Annotated in this window: 18 protein-coding genes; 12 read left to right on the plus strand and 6 right to left on the minus strand. The window is 39.8% G+C overall.

Features of this window, described 5'->3' with window-relative positions:
• Positions 1-46 precede the first annotated feature (46 nt).
• Entirely contained in the window at positions 47-1,378 is a 1,332-nt protein-coding gene (locus ACKWB9_RS12190) for an MFS transporter (RefSeq protein WP_414003299.1), read from the plus strand.
• Positions 1,379-1,420: 42 nt separating this feature from the next.
• Here ACKWB9_RS12190 and ACKWB9_RS12195 read toward each other — a convergent pair whose 3' ends face one another.
• The 4 genes from ACKWB9_RS12195 to ACKWB9_RS12210 are packed head-to-tail and all read right to left on the minus strand — an operon-like array spanning position 1,421 to position 4,354.
• A complete protein-coding gene (locus ACKWB9_RS12195) occupies positions 1,421-2,146 on the minus strand; it encodes a head GIN domain-containing protein (RefSeq protein WP_414003300.1) in 726 nt (241 codons plus the stop codon).
• A gap of 21 nt (positions 2,147-2,167) precedes the next feature.
• Entirely contained in the window at positions 2,168-3,259 is a 1,092-nt protein-coding gene (locus ACKWB9_RS12200; protein WP_414003301.1) for a DUF4097 family beta strand repeat-containing protein, read from the minus strand.
• Positions 3,240-3,800, minus strand: coding sequence for a hypothetical protein (locus ACKWB9_RS12205; protein WP_414003302.1), 561 nt, complete (start codon positions 3,798-3,800; stop codon positions 3,240-3,242). The genes ACKWB9_RS12200 and ACKWB9_RS12205 overlap by 20 nt, the downstream gene beginning before the upstream one ends.
• On the minus strand, positions 3,800-4,354 hold the full coding sequence (locus ACKWB9_RS12210; protein ID WP_414003303.1) for an RNA polymerase sigma factor: 555 nt from the start codon (positions 4,352-4,354) through the stop codon (positions 3,800-3,802). Before ACKWB9_RS12210 ends, ACKWB9_RS12205 begins: the two co-directional genes overlap by 1 nt.
• A gap of 327 nt (positions 4,355-4,681) precedes the next feature.
• Here ACKWB9_RS12210 and lon point away from each other — a divergent pair, with 327 nt between their 5' ends.
• Entirely contained in the window at positions 4,682-7,132 is a 2,451-nt protein-coding gene (gene lon, locus ACKWB9_RS12215; protein ID WP_414003304.1) for an endopeptidase La, read from the plus strand.
• Positions 7,133-7,261: 129 nt separating this feature from the next.
• A complete protein-coding gene (gene cmk / locus ACKWB9_RS12220) occupies positions 7,262-7,954 on the plus strand; it encodes a (d)CMP kinase (RefSeq protein WP_414003305.1) in 693 nt (230 codons plus the stop codon).
• Positions 7,955-8,065: 111 nt separating this feature from the next.
• Here the strand turns inward: cmk and ACKWB9_RS12225 are convergent, their stop codons facing one another.
• Positions 8,066-8,446, minus strand: a complete 381-nt coding sequence (locus ACKWB9_RS12225) for a LysM peptidoglycan-binding domain-containing protein (protein WP_414003306.1) — start codon at positions 8,444-8,446, stop codon at positions 8,066-8,068.
• Between the two features lie 263 nt (positions 8,447-8,709).
• On the opposite strand from ACKWB9_RS12225, the gene rpsA reads away from it, so the two are divergent.
• From rpsA to ppk1, 8 genes are all read left to right on the plus strand, one after another.
• Complete coding sequence (gene rpsA, locus ACKWB9_RS12230) at positions 8,710-10,572, plus strand: 30S ribosomal protein S1 (protein WP_414003307.1); 1,863 nt, start codon at positions 8,710-8,712, stop codon at positions 10,570-10,572.
• 213 nt (positions 10,573-10,785) lie between these two features.
• Positions 10,786-11,325 carry a bifunctional pyr operon transcriptional regulator/uracil phosphoribosyltransferase PyrR gene (gene pyrR, locus ACKWB9_RS12235; protein ID WP_414003308.1) on the plus strand — a complete coding sequence of 180 codons (540 nt, stop codon included), beginning with the start codon at positions 10,786-10,788 and terminating at the stop codon, positions 11,323-11,325.
• A gap of 2 nt (positions 11,326-11,327) precedes the next feature.
• Positions 11,328-12,257 (plus strand): aspartate carbamoyltransferase catalytic subunit, encoded by a 930-nt coding sequence (locus ACKWB9_RS12240; RefSeq protein WP_414003309.1) that lies wholly within the window; start codon positions 11,328-11,330, stop codon positions 12,255-12,257.
• A gap of 4 nt (positions 12,258-12,261) precedes the next feature.
• On the plus strand, positions 12,262-12,594 hold the full coding sequence (locus ACKWB9_RS12245; RefSeq protein ID WP_414003310.1) for a ribonuclease Z: 333 nt from the start codon (positions 12,262-12,264) through the stop codon (positions 12,592-12,594).
• Entirely contained in the window at positions 12,591-13,496 is a 906-nt protein-coding gene (locus ACKWB9_RS12250) for a ribonuclease Z (protein ID WP_414003311.1), read from the plus strand. Before ACKWB9_RS12245 ends, ACKWB9_RS12250 begins: the two co-directional genes overlap by 4 nt.
• A 151-nt stretch (positions 13,497-13,647) precedes the next feature.
• Positions 13,648-14,295, plus strand: a complete 648-nt coding sequence (pdxH, locus tag ACKWB9_RS12255) for a pyridoxamine 5'-phosphate oxidase (RefSeq protein ID WP_414003312.1) — start codon at positions 13,648-13,650, stop codon at positions 14,293-14,295.
• Positions 14,296-14,309: 14 nt separating this feature from the next.
• A complete protein-coding gene (locus ACKWB9_RS12260) occupies positions 14,310-14,798 on the plus strand; it encodes a SixA phosphatase family protein (RefSeq protein WP_414003313.1) in 489 nt (162 codons plus the stop codon).
• Positions 14,795-16,879 carry a polyphosphate kinase 1 gene (gene ppk1 / locus ACKWB9_RS12265; protein ID WP_414003314.1) on the plus strand — a complete coding sequence of 695 codons (2,085 nt, stop codon included), beginning with the start codon at positions 14,795-14,797 and terminating at the stop codon, positions 16,877-16,879. Before ACKWB9_RS12260 ends, ppk1 begins: the two co-directional genes overlap by 4 nt.
• 25 nt (positions 16,880-16,904) lie before the next feature.
• Here the strand turns inward: ppk1 and ACKWB9_RS12270 are convergent, their stop codons facing one another.
• Entirely contained in the window at positions 16,905-17,486 is a 582-nt protein-coding gene (locus ACKWB9_RS12270) for a MiaE family protein (RefSeq protein ID WP_414003315.1), read from the minus strand.
• Between the two features lie 169 nt (positions 17,487-17,655).
• Here ACKWB9_RS12270 and ACKWB9_RS12275 point away from each other — a divergent pair, with 169 nt between their 5' ends.
• Complete coding sequence (locus tag ACKWB9_RS12275) at positions 17,656-18,486, plus strand: EboA domain-containing protein (RefSeq protein WP_414003316.1); 831 nt, start codon at positions 17,656-17,658, stop codon at positions 18,484-18,486.
• Position 18,487 lies beyond the last annotated feature (1 nt).

Genomic DNA, 18,487 nt, shown 5'->3' on the forward strand with positions numbered 1-18,487 from the left:
ATCGTTCCCTAGGAACGATTTTTTTTTGACCGATAATCAATGATCTATGACCAAGACTATAGCACTAAAGGGGAGTAAAAAACTATTGAACGCATGGGCGTTCTATGATTGGGCCAACTCGGTATATAGCCTGGTCATTACATCCGCTATTTTTCCTATATTTTATGGAGCGTTGTTCCGTGTTGCGGAGATTGAGAAAGTAAGCATTTTTGGAGGTGAGATCGCACGGGCCCCTTTAATAAGCTATACAACTTCTTTGGCCTTTGTTTTTATTGCTGTCGTTACTCCATTGATTTCAGGAGTAGCGGATTATCTGGGGAACAAAAAGGTATTTATGCAATTCTTTTGTTACTTGGGAGGCCTGTCCTGTATAGGGCTTTACTGGTTTTCTTTGGAAAACGTTTATATAGGTCTGTTATGTTATTTCTTCGGTCTTGTTGGTTTTTGGGTGAGTTTTGCCATTAACAATTCTTATCTGCCGGATGTAGCTTTTCCGGAGCAGCAGGACAAAATTAGCGCAAAAGGTTTTTCCATGGGGTATATAGGTAGCGTAATCCTATTGCTGTTCAATCTGGCCATGGTCATGAAACCCGAAGTATTTGGAATCGTTTCGGATGAAGGAGGGGTTGCCGAAATTAAGGCCATGAAATACTCGTTTGTCTCCGTAGGGATTTGGTGGATCATTTTTGCACAATATTCCTTTTTTCATTTGCCCAAGGGGTATAAAAAAGAAGGCGTCAGGACCAATGTTGTTCTAAACGGGTTCAAGGAACTAAAGCAGGTATGGTATCAATTAGGGACGCAAACAAGGCTCAAGCGTTATCTGGTAGCATTTTTTGTATATAGTATGGCCGTACAGACCGTAATGCTTATCGCTACTTATTTTGGCGAGGAAGAAATTGCCTGGGGGTCGGACAGTGAACGCACGACCGGGCTTATTGTTAGTATTTTGGTGATACAGTTGGTCGCCATTATCGGAGCTACGGTTACGGCCCGGGCTTCCAAACATTTTGGGAATATCAAGACCTTGATCGTAATCAATGCTCTTTGGGTAATCATCTGCATCTATGCTTATTTTTTGATTACCCCTATGGATTTTTACATCGCAGCCGGATGTGTGGGAATTGTTATGGGAGGTATACAGGCGTTGTCACGATCTACCTACTCCAAGTTTTTACCGGATACCACGGATACGACGTCATTTTTTAGTTTTTATGATGTCTCCGAAAAGATCGGGATTATCATTGGTACTTTTTTGTATGGTTTTGTTGCCCAGTTTACAGGTAGTATGCGGAATGCCATTATTTTTCTCGGGCTGTTCTTTTTAATGGGGATGTTCTTGTTGTTCAGGGTGAAACAAATAAAAAAGCCCCTATAGAAGAGGCTTTCCCAGTTGTTGATTGTTCGTTGTTTTGATGTTTTAACTTTTGGAAATATCTCCCGAACCGGAAGTTTTTGTATCTACTTTTTCAGGATTTCCTTTATAGGTGATATCGCCGGAACCGGAAACCCTTGCCTTTAACGTTTTGTTGGCCGTAACCTTAATGTCCGCGGATCCTGAGACTATGGCCTCAACATTGTCCGCCTGAAGACCAAAAGCCTTTATGTCTCCACTACCGGAGATGGAAGCATTAAAATTAGAGGTGTTCCCGCTCAAGGTAATATCCCCCGAACCGGACATGGCCGTTTCTATAGCATGGGCCTCTATCCGAAGCGTAATATCCCCGGAACCCGACATTGCCGTTTTTAGATTGTCCGATTTAATGGTTTTTTTACCAACAATATCGCCTGATCCGGACAATGAAATAGCATGTACGCTTTCAACGGGAACGGTTATGCGTATACCGCTGTTCCAATTGGAAGGCCTTAAGTTGATTCCCTTTTCGGTTTTAATAACCAATTTGCCATCTTTTACATCGGTTTTGATGTATTCCAATAAATTGGATTCACCTTCTAATGTAAGTTTACCTTCCTTACCGTCCACCAGATCTACATCAAACCAACCTGCTACCGCTATGGCGTTGTAATCTCCCGTGGAACGATTAATGGTAACTTTATTACCGTTTCCTTTTACCCTTTTTTCCCATTGCGCTGTACAAGAGCTGGTGAATATTGCTACTAAAATAAGTACTGCTAAATTTTTCATTGTTCGTTCGTTTTTTGATGGTTATTTTTTTGAAAAGTTGATACTTCCGTAATCACTGTTCAGGGTAATAAGATTTCCACTTCCCTTGCTTCCATAGTAACCTACATAGTGTTTTGAGGAAGATCGTTCCTGACTAATACTTATTTCAAAATTATCCTTACCGCTTACACCGGCATAGTCCGTGGTAATGTCAAAATCAAAATGATATTGGGCATGGTATCCTATTTTAATTCCGGTATAGTCCGTTCTTATGGATACGTCACCTGCATCTGCTGCCAGTTCATCAATTCGTATGGAACCGTAGTCCGCAGTGATATCCACATTGCCGTGTACGGTTCCCATTTTTACCGCAATATAATCGCCGTTTCCCCTAATATTATTTACCTCTCCAATCTCCATAGAACCATAATCACAACTGTAATCCAGGTTATCCATCGTTTCGATCTTGGCGTTGGTATAATCTGCGTTTATTTTTAGATCCCCCGCCTTTTCAATGGTAATCCCTGAATAATCTGCACGGATTTCTCCACTGTTGATGTATTCTATTGTTGATTTGGAGGAATAGTCAAAGTTCAATTGATTGTTTCTTCCTCGCAATTCACCTATTTCCAAACGACCATAATCACAGTTTATCTTGGCATGGCCATCAATACGGTCCAATAGTATATTTCCATAATCATTGTCCAGGTGTATGCTATTTTTTACGGGTAATTTAATAGTATAATTAATTTGCATACTTACATTGTTGTTCTTGCCCCAGCTCCAGCCCCAGTTGTTTTTCTTTGCGCCATAGGTGGTTTTTGCATAGACCATACTGTTATTTGCTTCAAAATTAACCGAGATGTCGTCTAATTTGCGCTGTACTTTTTCCTCGTTGTTACCATTTGTTTTAATGTGAACTTCAATTATAATCCGGTTTTCGTTCCAGGAAGTGATATTAAGGTTTCCGTAATTGTTGTTCACTTTGAGCAAAGCATCGGTATTTACATCAAATTCCTTTTTGATGGTCTTCTCTTTGGTGTATTTGCCCCTGAATTTGCCATGATCGGCCATGATGAGCCCCGGACTCATCATGATCAATAGAAAGGTATATTTAAATAGTAAAGTTCGCATCATTATAGTTTTTTATATTCTTAATTGTTTCAATTTGGCCAAGAACATCGTTTAATAAATCTATTCTTATTTGAAAATTGACGACCATGGCACTCAAGATCAATTTACTATTGCCGCCTTTTAGGAGTTCCCGTTTAAGATCGGTATAGTCCGTTTCCAGGCTTTTTAATTGGATCAACGTATCGGAAATGATTTTTTCCGTTTCGGGGGTGCTTTCTTTTTTCAATTCCTTCACCTGTTCCTCTATTAAGCTGGCGAAGTAGAATTGTGTTTGGCCTACCTCCGGGGAAATCTCTGCAACTTGTTCATCAATACTTTGATTATTTCCCAATTGGGAGAACGCCCACCCACAAATTATCGCAATAGAGGCGGCAATGGATATGGGTTTCCACCAATTGATCTTCTTTTTATCCATAACCGTGATTCCCTCGGCGGCGTTTAGTTTTCTTAAAAACCGCTGTTGATGTCCCTCGGCAGGATTTTCAATGTCCAAAGTGCCATCAAGTCCGTTGAATAATTCCTCTAAATCGTCTTTTTTCATTAGTTTGCGATTAATAGTTGCTGTCTTAGGCTTTCCTTTGCCCTGGAAATGGTAGTTCTGCAATTTGCATAACTAATATTCATTATTTGACTGATTTCATTATAATCGTACCCTTCTATTAAATGTAAGGTCAAAGAAAGTCTGTAATTATCTTTTAAGCGCTTCATGGTCTCCATTACTTTTTGAGCCTTTAGTTCCGTAAACACATGATCCAAAGCGATTCCGTCATTATCTTCGACCTTGTACATTATGTCTTCCAATGCCACCTCATTCTTTTTTTGTTGCTTTCTGTAATGATAGATACTATTGTTTATCACGATCCGCTTTAACCAGGCCCCAAAGGTTACTTCTCCCTTAAAGGAATACAGTTTTGTAAATGCTTTCAAAAACGATTCCTGCATAACATCTTCGGCTTCCGCACCATTCTTTACAATGCGCAATGCCGTGTTGTACATGGCTTTGTAATACCGATTGTAAATTTCCAGTTGTGCATTTTGTTTTCCTTCCATACACAATTGCAATAGCACATCTATATGTTCCTTTTTATGGCTCAAAAAGTGATCGGTTTGTTATAGAGATGGTTGAATTTACAGATTGTTACAGTTTGATGGAAAAGATTTTTATCCTCTGCCAGTTAGGTTTTTGAGGATTTTTTTGATCGAAAGGAGCTTCTTGGGGCTTGCCTCCGAGGTAATAGGCCTCAAGAAATTCTTTATTCTATTGTGATTTTTATTGATGTTGGCATAAGAATTGAATTATGGTTTTGAAAAAAAGAACCGAAAGCTCGTAAAGCCTATAAAATAGGCAAGCTTCATAGTAATAATAAAGATAAATAATTTGAGTCACTGTCAATTTAATGACAGAATGACCGATACATAGTTATGGGAGATTCCAAATTTTCAAATTTTGACAATATGTCCTTACAGGGAATTGATGAGGATTCAGAATTAATACCCTTGTTGACGGCCGAGGATGAAGAACAAATGAATAGTGAACTGTTGCCGGAGACCTTGCCTATTCTACCGTTGAGGAATACCGTTTTATTTCCGGGGGTGGTTATTCCCATTACGGCCAGCAGGGATAAATCCATTCGTTTGATAAAAGATGCGAACAACGGTTCCAAGGTGATAGGGGTAGTATCCCAAAAGGATGAGGAAACGGAAAATCCGGATGTCAAGGATATAAATACATTGGGAACGGTGGCCAGGATACTTCGTGTACTCCAAATGCCGGACGGTAATACTACGGTCATTATACAAGGTAAAAAACGATTCGAGGTAGCAGAGGTACTGACCAAGAAACCCTACATAACGGCTACGGTAAGGGAAACCCCAGAGATCCGTCCTGAAAAAACAAGTAAGGAGTTTTTGGCCATTATAGAATCTATTAAGGATTTGTCCCTAAAGATCATTCGTGATAATCCGAATATTCCCAGTGAGGCTTCCTTTGCCATTAAAAACATTCAGAGCAATTCTTTTCTTATCAATTTTGTCTCTTCCAATCTTAACTTGGATGTTAAGGACAAACAGGAACTGCTGGAAATAGGTGATCTTCAGGAACGGGCCTTGGCCACTTTAAAGTATATGAACGTGGAGCTTCAGAAATTGGAGCTTAAAAACGATATACAGTCCAAAGTACGTAATGATTTGGACCAACAGCAGCGGGAGTATTTTCTACATCAGCAAATGAAGACCATCCAGGAGGAACTGGGCGGGGTCTCCTATGATGAGGAATTGGAAGAAATGCGTGCGAGGGCAAAGAAGAAAAAATGGGCAAAAAAAGTAAAGGAGCATTTTACCAAGGAACTTTCAAAAATGCAGCGCATGAATCCGCAGGTGGCGGAATATTCCATACAACGTAACTACCTGGACCTGTTATTGGATTTGCCGTGGAACGAATTTTCTACAGATAAATTTGATTTAAAAAGGGCGCAAAGAATCTTGGACCGTGACCATTATGGCCTGGAAGATGTAAAACGAAGGATCATTGAATACTTGGCGGTCTTAAAATTACGGAACGATATGAAATCGCCTATTCTTTGCTTGTACGGCCCTCCGGGAGTGGGAAAGACCTCATTGGGTAAATCCGTTGCGGAAGCTTTGGGTCGGGAATATGTACGGATGTCGTTAGGTGGGCTGCGGGACGAAGCGGAAATAAGAGGCCATAGAAAGACCTATATAGGCGCAATGCCGGGGCGTATAGTGCAAAGCCTAAAAAAAGCAGGGACGTCCAATCCCGTCTTTATTTTGGATGAAATAGACAAGCTTTCCAATAGCCACCAGGGAGACCCTTCTTCGGCCATGTTAGAAGTGTTGGATCCTGAACAGAACAGTGAATTCTATGACAACTTTTTGGAAATGGGGTATGACCTATCCAAGGTTATGTTCATTGCTACGGCCAACAATCTGGGGAGCATTCAACCCGCATTGCGGGACCGTATGGAAATCATTCATGTAAACGGCTATACGATCGAGGAAAAAGTAGAGATCGCCAAAAAACATTTATTGCCCAAGCAATTGACAGAACACGGCCTGGATTCTAAACATTTGAAAATTGGTAAGCCACAGCTCGAAAAAATTGTGGAAGGTTATACCAGGGAGTCCGGTGTGCGGTCCTTGGAAAAGCAAATTGCCAAAATGGTACGTTATGCGGCCAAATCCATTGCTATAGAGGAGGATTATAATGTTAAGGTGAGCAATGGAGATGTTGTTGAGGTATTGGGTACCCCGAAACTGGAACGCGATAAATATGAAAACAACCAGGTTGCAGGAGTGGTAACCGGTTTGGCGTGGACCAGTGTAGGCGGGGATATTTTGTTTATTGAATCCATATTGTCAAAAGGTAAGGGAACACTCAGCATTACGGGGAATCTAGGAAAAGTGATGAAAGAGTCCGCTACGATTGCCATGGAATACATAAAATCCAATGCAGATCGGTTTAACCTGAACCCTGAAATCTTTGATAAATACAATGTGCACATTCATGTGCCGGAAGGCGCAACGCCCAAAGATGGGCCCAGTGCGGGGATAACAATGCTGACATCTTTGGTCTCATTATTTACACAACGTAAGGTAAAGAAGAGTTTGGCCATGACCGGTGAAATTACCTTAAGGGGAAAAGTGCTGCCCGTAGGTGGCATTAAAGAGAAAATTTTGGCGGCCAAGAGGGCCAGGATAAAGGAAATTATTCTTTGTGAGGATAATCAAAGGGACATCAAGGAAATTAAGGAATCTTATTTAAAAGGGCTCACGTTCCATTACGTAAAGGATATGCATGAGGTAATAGATATTGCCCTGACCAATACCAAAGTCAAAAACGCAAAAAAATTGTAACCTTTTTATGGTGTTCTTCCCTAATTTGATAAGCGAATAAAAAGTGAGATTTTAGTTGTGTGGGGATAGGAAACGAATCATTTTTAGGATTTTTAATTTGAGTTGCAATTTCTCCCTATTTTTGACTTGATGAAAAAAATCACCATTGCCGTAGACGGTTTTTCCTCTACGGGGAAAAGTACGTTGGCCAAACAATTGGCAAAAGCTTTAGGTTATATCTATGTGGATACCGGGGCCATGTACCGGGCAGTAACATTGTATGCCATGCGTAAAGGATATATCGGTGAAGAAAATCAAAATATTCCGGACCTGATAAAAGCGCTTCCCCATATGGAGTTGAAGTTTGTTTATAATGAAAATCTTGGATTTTCCGAAATGTATCTGGACCATGAAAATGTGGAACAGGAAATACGAACATTAGAAGTTTCCAAAAACGTGAGCAATATTGCGGAAATAGAGCAGGTGCGGTTAAAGTTGGTGGACCTACAGAAGAAAATGGGAAAGGAAAAAGGAATCGTTATGGACGGCAGGGATATAGGTACCGTTGTTTTTCCCGATGCCGAATTTAAGATATTCATGACCGCTTCACCGGAAAAAAGGGCCTACAGGAGATACAAGGAACTTTTGGATAGAGGGGATAAGGTAGTTTATGAGGATATTCTGGAGAATGTGCAAAAACGGGACTATATAGATTCACATCGTGAGTTTTCCCCCTTAAGAAAAGCCGAAGATGCCATAGAATTTGATAATAGCGATATGGGTTTAAGAGAACAGTTTGAGCGTATCCATGGTTATGCATTGCGAATAATAAAAGAGGAATGATCAACTTTGTCCTGTCAGGTTTTCAAAACCGGTCTGGTCCAAGGACGAAAACAGATAAAAAAATCCCGTTATTTTCAACGGGATTTTTACTTTCTAGCACCTAGCATTCTCTCACGCATTTGGAATCACCAATACCTGATCGGGATGAATCACATCCGGATTGCTTAAAATATTGGTATTTGCGGAGAAAATCTGCTTGTACTTCATAGCGTCACCATAATAATGCTTTGCAATTCTGCTTAGGGATTCCCCGCTTTTAACAACGTGCCTGTGGTACACGGAATCATCGGTAACGGTAATATTGGCTTTGATGTCCGAAGCGTTTTCACCTCCTAGTTGCTTTATTTTATCCCACAAAAGATTTTTTTCATAAGGGGTGTTCGCTTCACCCTTTATTTTGAGTACACCGCCCTCTTCTGTTACGCTTCCACCCTTGATTCCTAATTGCTCACCAAGATTTAATACCTCTTGATATTTTGCTTTTACACTCATTGTCTTAAAATTTAATGGTTAATATTTATAAAATGAAAGATAAGGATATTTGGATCATTATCCCGATAATAAATCGGCAAATACAAATTAAGCCAAAGTCTTGGGTTTTAAATGTTTGTTATTAGGCAATTAAGTTGTATTTTTGCACTCCTTTTTTGCAAAACTATTCAAGAGGAAAAAGGGCAAGAAAAAACTATTTTAACTTCTTTCATAATAGATGCTTAACTCTTGAGGTATTATGAAATACAAATTATTATCAGCAAATGGCTGAAGAAAAAACAACGGCTGAAGTAGAAGAAACTACAACAGCTACTCCTGAAACTGCCGAGACAGTTCAAGAAACTAAAGAACAGGCCCCTGTTCAAGATCCAAAAGAATTTCTGGAAAACTTTGATTGGGAAAAATACGAGCAAGGTATTGAGCGTGTCGAGGATTCCAAATTAAAGGAATTTGAGGAATTGGTCGCGGAAAACTTTGTAGATACCGCAGATGAGGAAGTAGTAGAGGGCAAAGTAGTGTATCTTACGGATAGGGAAGCTATTATTGACATCAACGCAAAATCCGAAGGGGTAATCTCCTTGAACGAGTTTCGTTACAATCCGGATTTAAAGGTCGGGGATAAAGTAGAAGTATTGATCGATATCCGAGAGGATAAGAGTGGTCAGTTGGTACTATCCCATAGAAAAGCAAGAACGATTATGGCTTGGGACCGTGTAAATGCGGCCCATGACAAAGAAGAAATCGTTAGCGGTTTTGTAAAATGCAGGACCAAAGGAGGTATGATCGTTGATGTATTCGGTATTGAGGCGTTCTTGCCAGGTTCCCAGATAGATGTGAAACCGATTCGTGATTACGATCAATATGTGAACAAGACCATGGAATTCAAAGTGGTGAAGATCAACCATGAATTTAAGAACGTTGTGGTATCGCATAAAGCATTGATCGAGGCGGATATCGAAGAACAGAAAAAAGAGATCATTAGCCAGTTGGAGAAAGGACAGGTATTGGAAGGTATTGTTAAAAACATTACTTCTTATGGTGTCTTTATCGATTTGGGTGGTGTTGACGGTCTTGTACATATTACCGATCTTTCCTGGAGTAGGATCAACCACCCGAACGAGGTTGTGGAGTTAGATCAAAAATTGAATGTTGTAATTCTTGATTTTGACGAAAATAAATCCAGGATCCAATTAGGTCTTAAACAATTGGAGAAACATCCTTGGGAAGCCCTTAGCGATGAGATCAAAGTAGGTGACAAAGTAAAAGGAAAAGTAGTCGTTATTGCAGATTACGGTGCTTTCATTGAAGTAGTGGAAGGTGTTGAAGGATTGATCCATGTTTCCGAAATGTCGTGGTCTACACACTTACGTTCCGCACAGGACTTTGTAAAAGTAGGGGACGAGGTAGAAGCGGTAGTATTGACATTGGATCGAGAAGATCGTAAAATGTCATTGGGTATCAAGCAATTGACCCCAGACCCATGGACGGATATTACCTCTAAATACCCTGTTGGTTCAAGACATAAGGGTATCGTACGTAACTTTACCAACTTTGGTGTCTTTGTAGAACTTGAAGAAGGTATAGATGGGTTGATTTACATCTCCGATCTTTCCTGGACCAAGAAAATCAAACATCCATCTGAATTCACCAATGTAGGTGATACCTTGGAAATTGAAGTATTGGAACTGGATGTTGAAGGACGCAAATTGAGCTTGGGCCATAAGCAGACCACGGAAAACCCTTGGGACAAATACGAAAAGGAGTTTGCCTTGGATACTGTTCACACGGCTACCATTACAGAGGTGGTGGACAAAGGAGCTACCATAGACTTTAATGAGGATATTACGGCCTTCATTCCACAACGTCATTTGGAAAAAGAAGATGGTAAAAAACTTGGAAAAGGCGACGAAGCTGAATTCAAGATCATTGAGTTCAACAAAGACTTTAAACGTGTAGTGGCAAGTCATACCGCAATTTTCCGGGAAGAGGAACAACGCAATGTAAAAGCTGCCGTTAAAAGACAGGCTGCAGCAGCAGACGAGGCCAAGCCTACCTTGGGCGATGCCAACGATGCATTACAAGCGTTAAAGGACAAAATGGAAGCAGATTCTAAAAAGAAGAAGTAAACCATAATTTTTGTAGATAATACGAAGGTCCCGACAAAATGTCGGGACCTTTTTGTTTTCAAAGGTTTGTAGATATTGAACTCATTAAAACAAGGCATTAAGGCGCTATATTTTGAATACTACGGCTCTTTTTGATCAACAGCTATAAATCGATCAAAGATCATTTAGAAGAATTCCCTATTTTTGTGGAGCTAAAAGTGTGGATGCTCTACTATGGGTCAAAAAGTACTACTCTCCTCAAAAGAAATAAATATCATTCTGCACCGTTTGGCTTGTCAACTTCTTGAAAACCATTTGGATTTTAAAAACACGGTATTGATCGGGATTCAACCACGTGGTATTTTTGTAGCGGAACGATTGTGTAAAATCCTAAAGGAGGAATATGGGGTGAAAGAAATTGACCTGGGGTTTTTGGACATCACGTTCTACAGGGACGATTTTAGAAGAAGTGATAAGCCATTGGAAGCTACCAGGACAAAAATCAATTTTTTGATAGAGGATAAAAAAGTGGTACTGATAGATGATGTATTGTACACGGGAAGAAGTATCAATGCGGCGTTAACGGCCTTACAGTCCTTTGGAAGACCTTCCGAAGTAGAACTTTTAACGCTGATCGATAGGCGTTTTAGCCGTCATCTGCCCATACAGCCCAATTATAGGGGGAGACAGGTAGATGCCATTGCCAATGAAAAAGTAAAGGTCATGTGGCAAGAGAACGATGGTGAGGATAAAATATATTTGATCAATAGATAAGGATGGGCGAACTGAGTGTAAATCACTTATTGGGAATAAAATATCTGAAAGAAGCGGATATTCAACTCATTTTTGAAACTGCGGACCATTTTAAGGAAGTCATAAACCGATCCATTAAAAAAGTCCCATCATTACGGGATATAACCATTGCCAATATCTTTTTTGAAAATAGTACCCGAACAAAACTCTCTTTTGAACTGGCCGAAAAAAGACTCTCTGCGGATGTGCTTAATTTTTCGGCAGGCCAGTCTTCCGTTAAAAAAGGGGAGACTTTGATAGATACGGTCAATAATATCCTTTCCATGAAGGTAGATATGGTCGTTATGCGCCATCCAAATCCGGGAGCGGGCATATTTTTGTCCAAACACGTAAAAGCCTCTATTGTTAATGCCGGCGATGGTGCCCATGAACATCCTACACAGGCGTTATTGGATTCCTATTCAATTCGGGAAAAACTGGGCGACGTAGCAGGTAAAAATATAGTGATAGTGGGGGATATTTTGCATTCCAGGGTGGCCCTGTCCAATATATTCGCCTTAAAATTACAAGGTGCCAACGTTAAGGTCTGTGGACCACGGACCTTGTTGCCAAAACATATTGAATCATTGGGGATAGGGGTGGAAACCGATCTTAAAAAAGCATTGAATTGGTGCGATGTGGCCAATATGCTCCGTATCCAAAATGAAAGGCTAGACATTAGTTACTTTCCTACTACCAGGGAATATACCCAGCAATTTGGGGTAAACAAAGCCCTGTTGGACAACTTGGACAAGGAAATAGTGATTATGCACCCAGGGCCCATAAACAGGGGAGTGGAGATAACCAGTGATGTGGCCGATTCAAAACAATCCATCATTTTGAATCAGGTAGAAAACGGTGTCGCCGTTAGAATGGCGGTTATTTATTTATTGGCTTCCAAAATTAAACAATAAGGTTATGATTTTTAATAAGGATGGAACCATTACTACGGTATATCAGGAAAAAATATCCCTAACTACTTTTTTAAAGAACTTGAATGAAGGTTATCCAAAACTTCAAAATGATAATCTTATTTTAAACTTGTTCACTTTTAATGACTTGACTGCGGGCGATGTTCTGGAATTTCTCAATATTTCCAATACCCATAGGAGTAGGGGAAAGTCCTTTGTAATCGTTACGGATAAGGTAACCTATGAAGAGACCCCGGAAGAAATTATAGTGGCACCAACCTTACAAGAAGCCCGGGATATTATAGAAATGGAGGAGATAGAAAGGGACCTGGGATTTTGAAATTGACCATTCTAGGCTGTTACGCCGCTACACCAAGAACGCTGACCAACTCCACCTCACAGGTGTTGGAGATTAAAAATCACATGTTTTTGATAGATTGTGGTGAGGGTACTCAAATACAGTTGCGAAAAAACAAGGTCAAATTCTCCAGGATCGATCATATTTTCATCTCCCACCTTCACGGAGATCATTTTTTTGGTCTGCCGGGATTGATTTCTACATTTCGGCTTTTAGGCAGGGATAAAGAGTTACACATTTACGGCCCAAAAGGAATTAGAGAAGCCATAACGCTGCTGTTAAAATTGGGAGATTCATGGACGAATTATCCATTAATTTTTCATGAATTGACTTCAAAGGAAAAAACAGTGGTTTTTGAGAACGATAAAGTTTCGGTAGAGACCATACCTTTAAATCACAGGGTATATACCAATGGATTTCTGTTTAGGGAAAAATTGGGCGAACGAAGGTTGAATATTGAGGCCGTAGCTAAATATAGGATAGATAAGGCCTATTTTCAAAATATTAAAAAAGGCCGGGACATTGTTCTTGATAATGGGGACAAAATTTCCAATACAACACTAACATTTGATCCCGTTCCGGCAAAATCATATGCCTTTTGTAGTGATACGGCCTACAAACCGGATATTGTCCCCCAAATCAGCAATGTTGATGTGTTATATCATGAGGCTACCTTTTTGGATTCAGAAGCTCATTTATCGGCCAAAACAAAGCATACAACAGCCAAGGAAGCGGCGACAATTGCAAAATCTGCCGGGGTAGATACCCTTGTTTTAGGACATTATTCCACCCGTTACAAATCCATAGAACTTTTTAAAGAAGAAGCATCCGTAGTTTTTCCGAACACAGTGTTGGCAGAAGATGGAAAATCCTTTGATTTTTAGGAAGTTATAAGATTGGTTTAATTTTTTTTGATCATCAGGAATTGCGCATTTCACGGTTTGCTCAAAAATACACTACAAAAGCGGCATACTTTCTTCCAAATTCCCCTTCTTTTCAAGAACTTTGAGTATCTTGTTTTTATAGTATGAAACTATGCAGAAAGATTTAGGGAACTACAGGAAATCGTACGAAAAAAGTGTGTTATCGGAAGGTAACATATCGGATAATCCCATGCAATTGTTCCAGACCTGGTTTTATGAAGTGGAAAAATCGGATACCGTAAACGAACCCAATGCCATGACGCTAGCTACGATCGGTTTGGATGGTTATCCGAAAAGCAGGGTTGTCCTGCTCAAAAAATATACGCATGAAGGCTTTATTTTTTATACGAATTATGAAAGTGAAAAAGGAAAGGCCATAACGGATAACTCTAATGTTTGCCTGTCCTTTTTTTGGCCCGGTATGGAACGCCAGGTCATTATAAAGGGAAAGGCGGAAAAAATAGCGGAAAATTTGTCGGACGGTTATTTTGAATCCAGACCGGAGGGGAGTAAGCTTGGGGCCATTGTTTCCGACCAAAGCAGCGTAATTGATTCCCGGGAAGATCTGGAAAGGCAATTGCGACATGTAACAAAGGAATTTGAGGGAAAAGAAATTAAAAGACCCGTATATTGGGGAGGATATATTGTAAAACCGATATCTATTGAATTTTGGCAAGGTCGGCCCAATAGATTGCATGATCGGATACGCTATACCTTAATGGAGGATTATAATTGGAAAATGGAGCGATTGGCACCTTAAATCGAAGATTTATAATGAAGAATTTAGTGTTGATGCGCCATGGAAAATCCTCATGGGAATATGATGTAAGCGATCAGGATCGCCCCCTTTTACAAAGAGGAATGAATGATGCTCATTTGGTAAGTTCGGAATTTGCAGGAAAAGGGATTTCCATCGACTTTGCTTTTTCAAGCCCGGCGAACAGGGCATTACATACCGCTACAATTTGTTTGAGAATACTGCGATATCCATGGGGAAAATTTAAAGTAACACCAGAACTGTATGATTTTTCCGGAAATCAAGTATTGGATTTTATCAAGGGTTCGGATGATAACCTCCAGACTATTTTAATTTTTGGCCACAACCACGCCTTTACCCATATAGCCAATACTTTAGGGGATAAGTATATTGAAAATGTCCCCACAAGCGGTTTGGTGTCCATAACGTTCCAGACCAATTCATGGCGGTCTATCCATCAAGGCAAAACCGAACAGATCATATTCCCAAAACAATTAAAAGGATGATGAAGAGTAAAAATCAATATATAAATAGAGAGATCAGTTGGTTGCACTTTAATGAAAGGGTGTTACAGGAAAGTGCGGACAAAAATGTACCGTTGATAGAAAGACTGCGGTTCTTGGGAATCTTTTCGAACAATCTGGACGAATTTTTTAAGGTACGCTACGCTACCGTAAAGCGTATAGTAGAGTCGGGAAAAACCGGTAAAAGCGTATTGGGTGGTGAAAAGGCCAAAGATTTGTTAGAGGAGATTACAAAAATTGTCATAAGACAACAGGCAAAGAGTATAGCAATTTTAAAAAGCGTAGAAAAAGAACTTGAGGACCACGATGTTTTTTTACTAAGGGAAACCCAACTTTCTGAAAATCAGGCAAAATTTATAAAGAAATATTTTATTCAAAAAGTAAGCCCCCAGCTCATGACCATTATCCTGAATGATCTGGCGGAATTTCCCCTGTTAAAGGATACGGCGGCATATTTGGCCGTTAAAATGATATTGAAGCGGGACGATCGGACCCGACAAACTTCGGACAGAAGGGAAAAAAGATATGCCTTGATAGAGATTCCCAAAGGAATCGATCGTTTTGTGGTGTTACCCAAAGAAGGGAATAAGGACTATGTAATCATGCTGGACGACGTTATACGCTATTGTATGGATAGCATATTCCCGATGTTCGATTATAGTTCGGTTTCTGCCCATATGATCAAGATTACCCGCGATGCCGAACTGGATATCGACAATGACTTGAGCAAAAGTTTTATCGAAAAAATATATTCAAGCGTAGAACACCGTAAAATAAGTGATCCGGTACGTTTTGTATATGACAAGAATATTGGTACGGATACCTTGGAATTTCTCAAAGAGAAAATGGAAATAGAGGATACGGATAGTGTTATCCCAGGGGGTAGATATCATAATAAAAGGGATTATATGGGCTTTCCCAGTTTGGGAAGGAAAGATCTATTATACGATAAAATCACCCCGCTTCCTGTAAAAGGGTTACATCTGGAAGGAAACCTGCTTGAAAAGATAGCCGAAAAAGATTATTTACAGTATACGCCCTATCATACATTTTCCTACGTGTTGAAATTTCTTAGGGAAGCTGCTTTGGACCCAAAGGTAAAAACGATAAAGATAACAGTGTACCGTTTGGCCAATGATTCCCAGGTTGCCGCGTGTTTGACCAATGCGGTCAAAAATGGAAAACAGGTGACCTTGCAGATAGAACTCCAGGCACGTTTTGATGAACAGGCCAATATTAGATATGCCGAGGAATTACAGGCCGAGGGTGTAAAACTTATTTTTGGGGTGCCAGGCTTAAAAGTGCATAGCAAGACCTGTCTTATAGAACGTGAAGAAGAAGGGCAAATGAAACGTTATGGATTCATTAGTACCGGAAATTTTAATGAATCTACGGCCAAAATCTATACGGATTATACATTGTTCACGGCCCATGAACCTATCCTTAAGGAACTCAACAAAGTTTTTGATTTTTTTGAAACCACTTATAAAATCAACAAATACAAACATTTGGTCGTATCGCCCCATTATACCAAAGCGGTGTTTAAACGGATGATAGATCAGGAAATAGAAAACGCAAGGGCGGGGAAAGAAGCATATATCAAGATCAAAATGAACAGCTTTACCTCCTATAAAATGATCGACAGGCTTTACAAGGCCAGTAATTCCGGCGTAAAAATTCAACTTATCATACGCGGTATCTGCTGTTTGGTTCCAGGGGTTAAGGGTATGAGCGAAAATATTGAGGCCATTAGTGTGGTGGATAAGTTTTTAGAACATCCCAGGGTATTTATCTTTTGTAATGGAGGAGATCCCAAAATATATATATCATCGGCAGACTTTATGACCCGTAATCTGGAGAATAGGGTTGAAGTTGGTTGTCCAATTTATGATGAGGATATTAAACAAGAGCTGATAGATACCTTTGAAATATCCTGGAGGGATAATGTAAAAGCCCGTCTCTTTAATGAGGCGCAGGACAATGCCTATCGGGAAAATAATAAAGAAAAGGTGCGTTCCCAGTTTGCGTTGTACGATTATTATTTGGATAAGCTTTCAAAATAGTTTTATTAGTGAATAACAATAACAACTACCCGTGAATGGTTTGGGATTTGCCCAAGTTTTTCATGATTTCGGCCTCATAATCCAATAAGTCCTGCCATTTTTCATCCACTTCGTTTCGATCGCCGTATTGGCGGGCAAATTTTAGGAACATGGTATAATGGCTTGCCTCACTGATCATTAGTTTATGGTAGAATTCGGCCAGTTCCCTGTCTTCAAGCTCCTCCGATAACAAACGAAAACGCTCACAACTTCTAGCTTCGATCAAGGCGGCATACAAGAGCCGGTGTACCAGTTGTGTAGTACGGCTTCCGCCCTTGGGAAAAAACTGGACCAATTGTAAAACGTAATCATCTTTTCTGTCCCTTCCCAGGGTTTTTCCACGAGCAATGATTCTATCGTGTACCATTTTAAAATGTCCCATTTCCTCTCGGGATAGCGCGATCATTTCCTGGGTCAATTCTGTGTATTCCGGAAAACTTACAATAAGTGAGATAGCGGTACTGGCCGCTTTTTGCTCGCAATACGCATGGTCCGTAAGAATATCATCTATATTTTTTTCTACAATATTGACCCATCTGGGATCTGTGGGTAATTTTAAGCCTAACATACTTTTCTTTTGACAAAATTAAGAATTTACCTTTATAAAATTTCTTGTAGTTTGAAGCGATATGAACAGGCCAATTTAACTTATAAGTCTTATTTTTGGGGAAGGCACTTTATTCTTAAAAGTGCCCTGTGGTTTTTAAAGGGCAATCCATTAAATTTTCAGAAAAGTTTTGGGATTATATCGGATAATTGAACGTAATGTGGATTCTAAAATATTAGCTTCTTTAGAATCCAAATTAACACATATTATAAGTTCCAGATCGGTCAGGGAACTTTACATGACCTATAGTTTGTTGGCGCGGGATTTTGGATCGGATATATTTCCTGTTTATGAAAAAGATGAAGACGGAGAATATTTAAGTTCCCATAATGCCGATCTATTGGAGGTTTCCAGAATTTACCTGCTTTCTAGAGTACTGGAAGGCGATAAGGAGTTCTTTTCGGATAAAGTAGCTAATATTATTCAAGTAGCGGATACGGGTGAACTGGAAACATTTCTGAAATTCCTGATTCTATTACCGGGTCCCGAAACCTTTAAAGAGACGGCCGTAGCGGCATTACGGACCAATATCTCTACAGTATTTGATGCCATTACCTTGAATAATCCGTATCCGGCAAAGTATTTCAATGACCAACAGTGGAACCAAATGTACCTAAAAGCCGCTTTTATGGAAAGGGATTTATCATTGATTCATTCCACGGATCAGCGGGCCAATGAGGATTTGGCAAGAATAATATCTGATTATGCACATGAAAGATGGGCGGCTTCAAGAAAGATAGATCCCGTGTTTTGGCGACCTGTCACAAAATTTTTGAATTCGGTTTTATTGTCGGATATGAGACGACTTCTGAACAGTGATGATATCCGGGAAAACAGTGCCGCGGCATTGTGCTGTTTTTATTCGGAAAATAAGGAGGCTTTTATACTTTTAGAGGAGCATAAGGCCCTTGTAGATAAAATAAGAATCAAAGAATTAACCTGGAATACAGTAAAGAGTTAAA

This window comes from Maribacter spongiae (assembly GCF_047345125.1).
Classification (GTDB): Bacteria; Bacteroidota; Bacteroidia; order Flavobacteriales; family Flavobacteriaceae; genus Maribacter.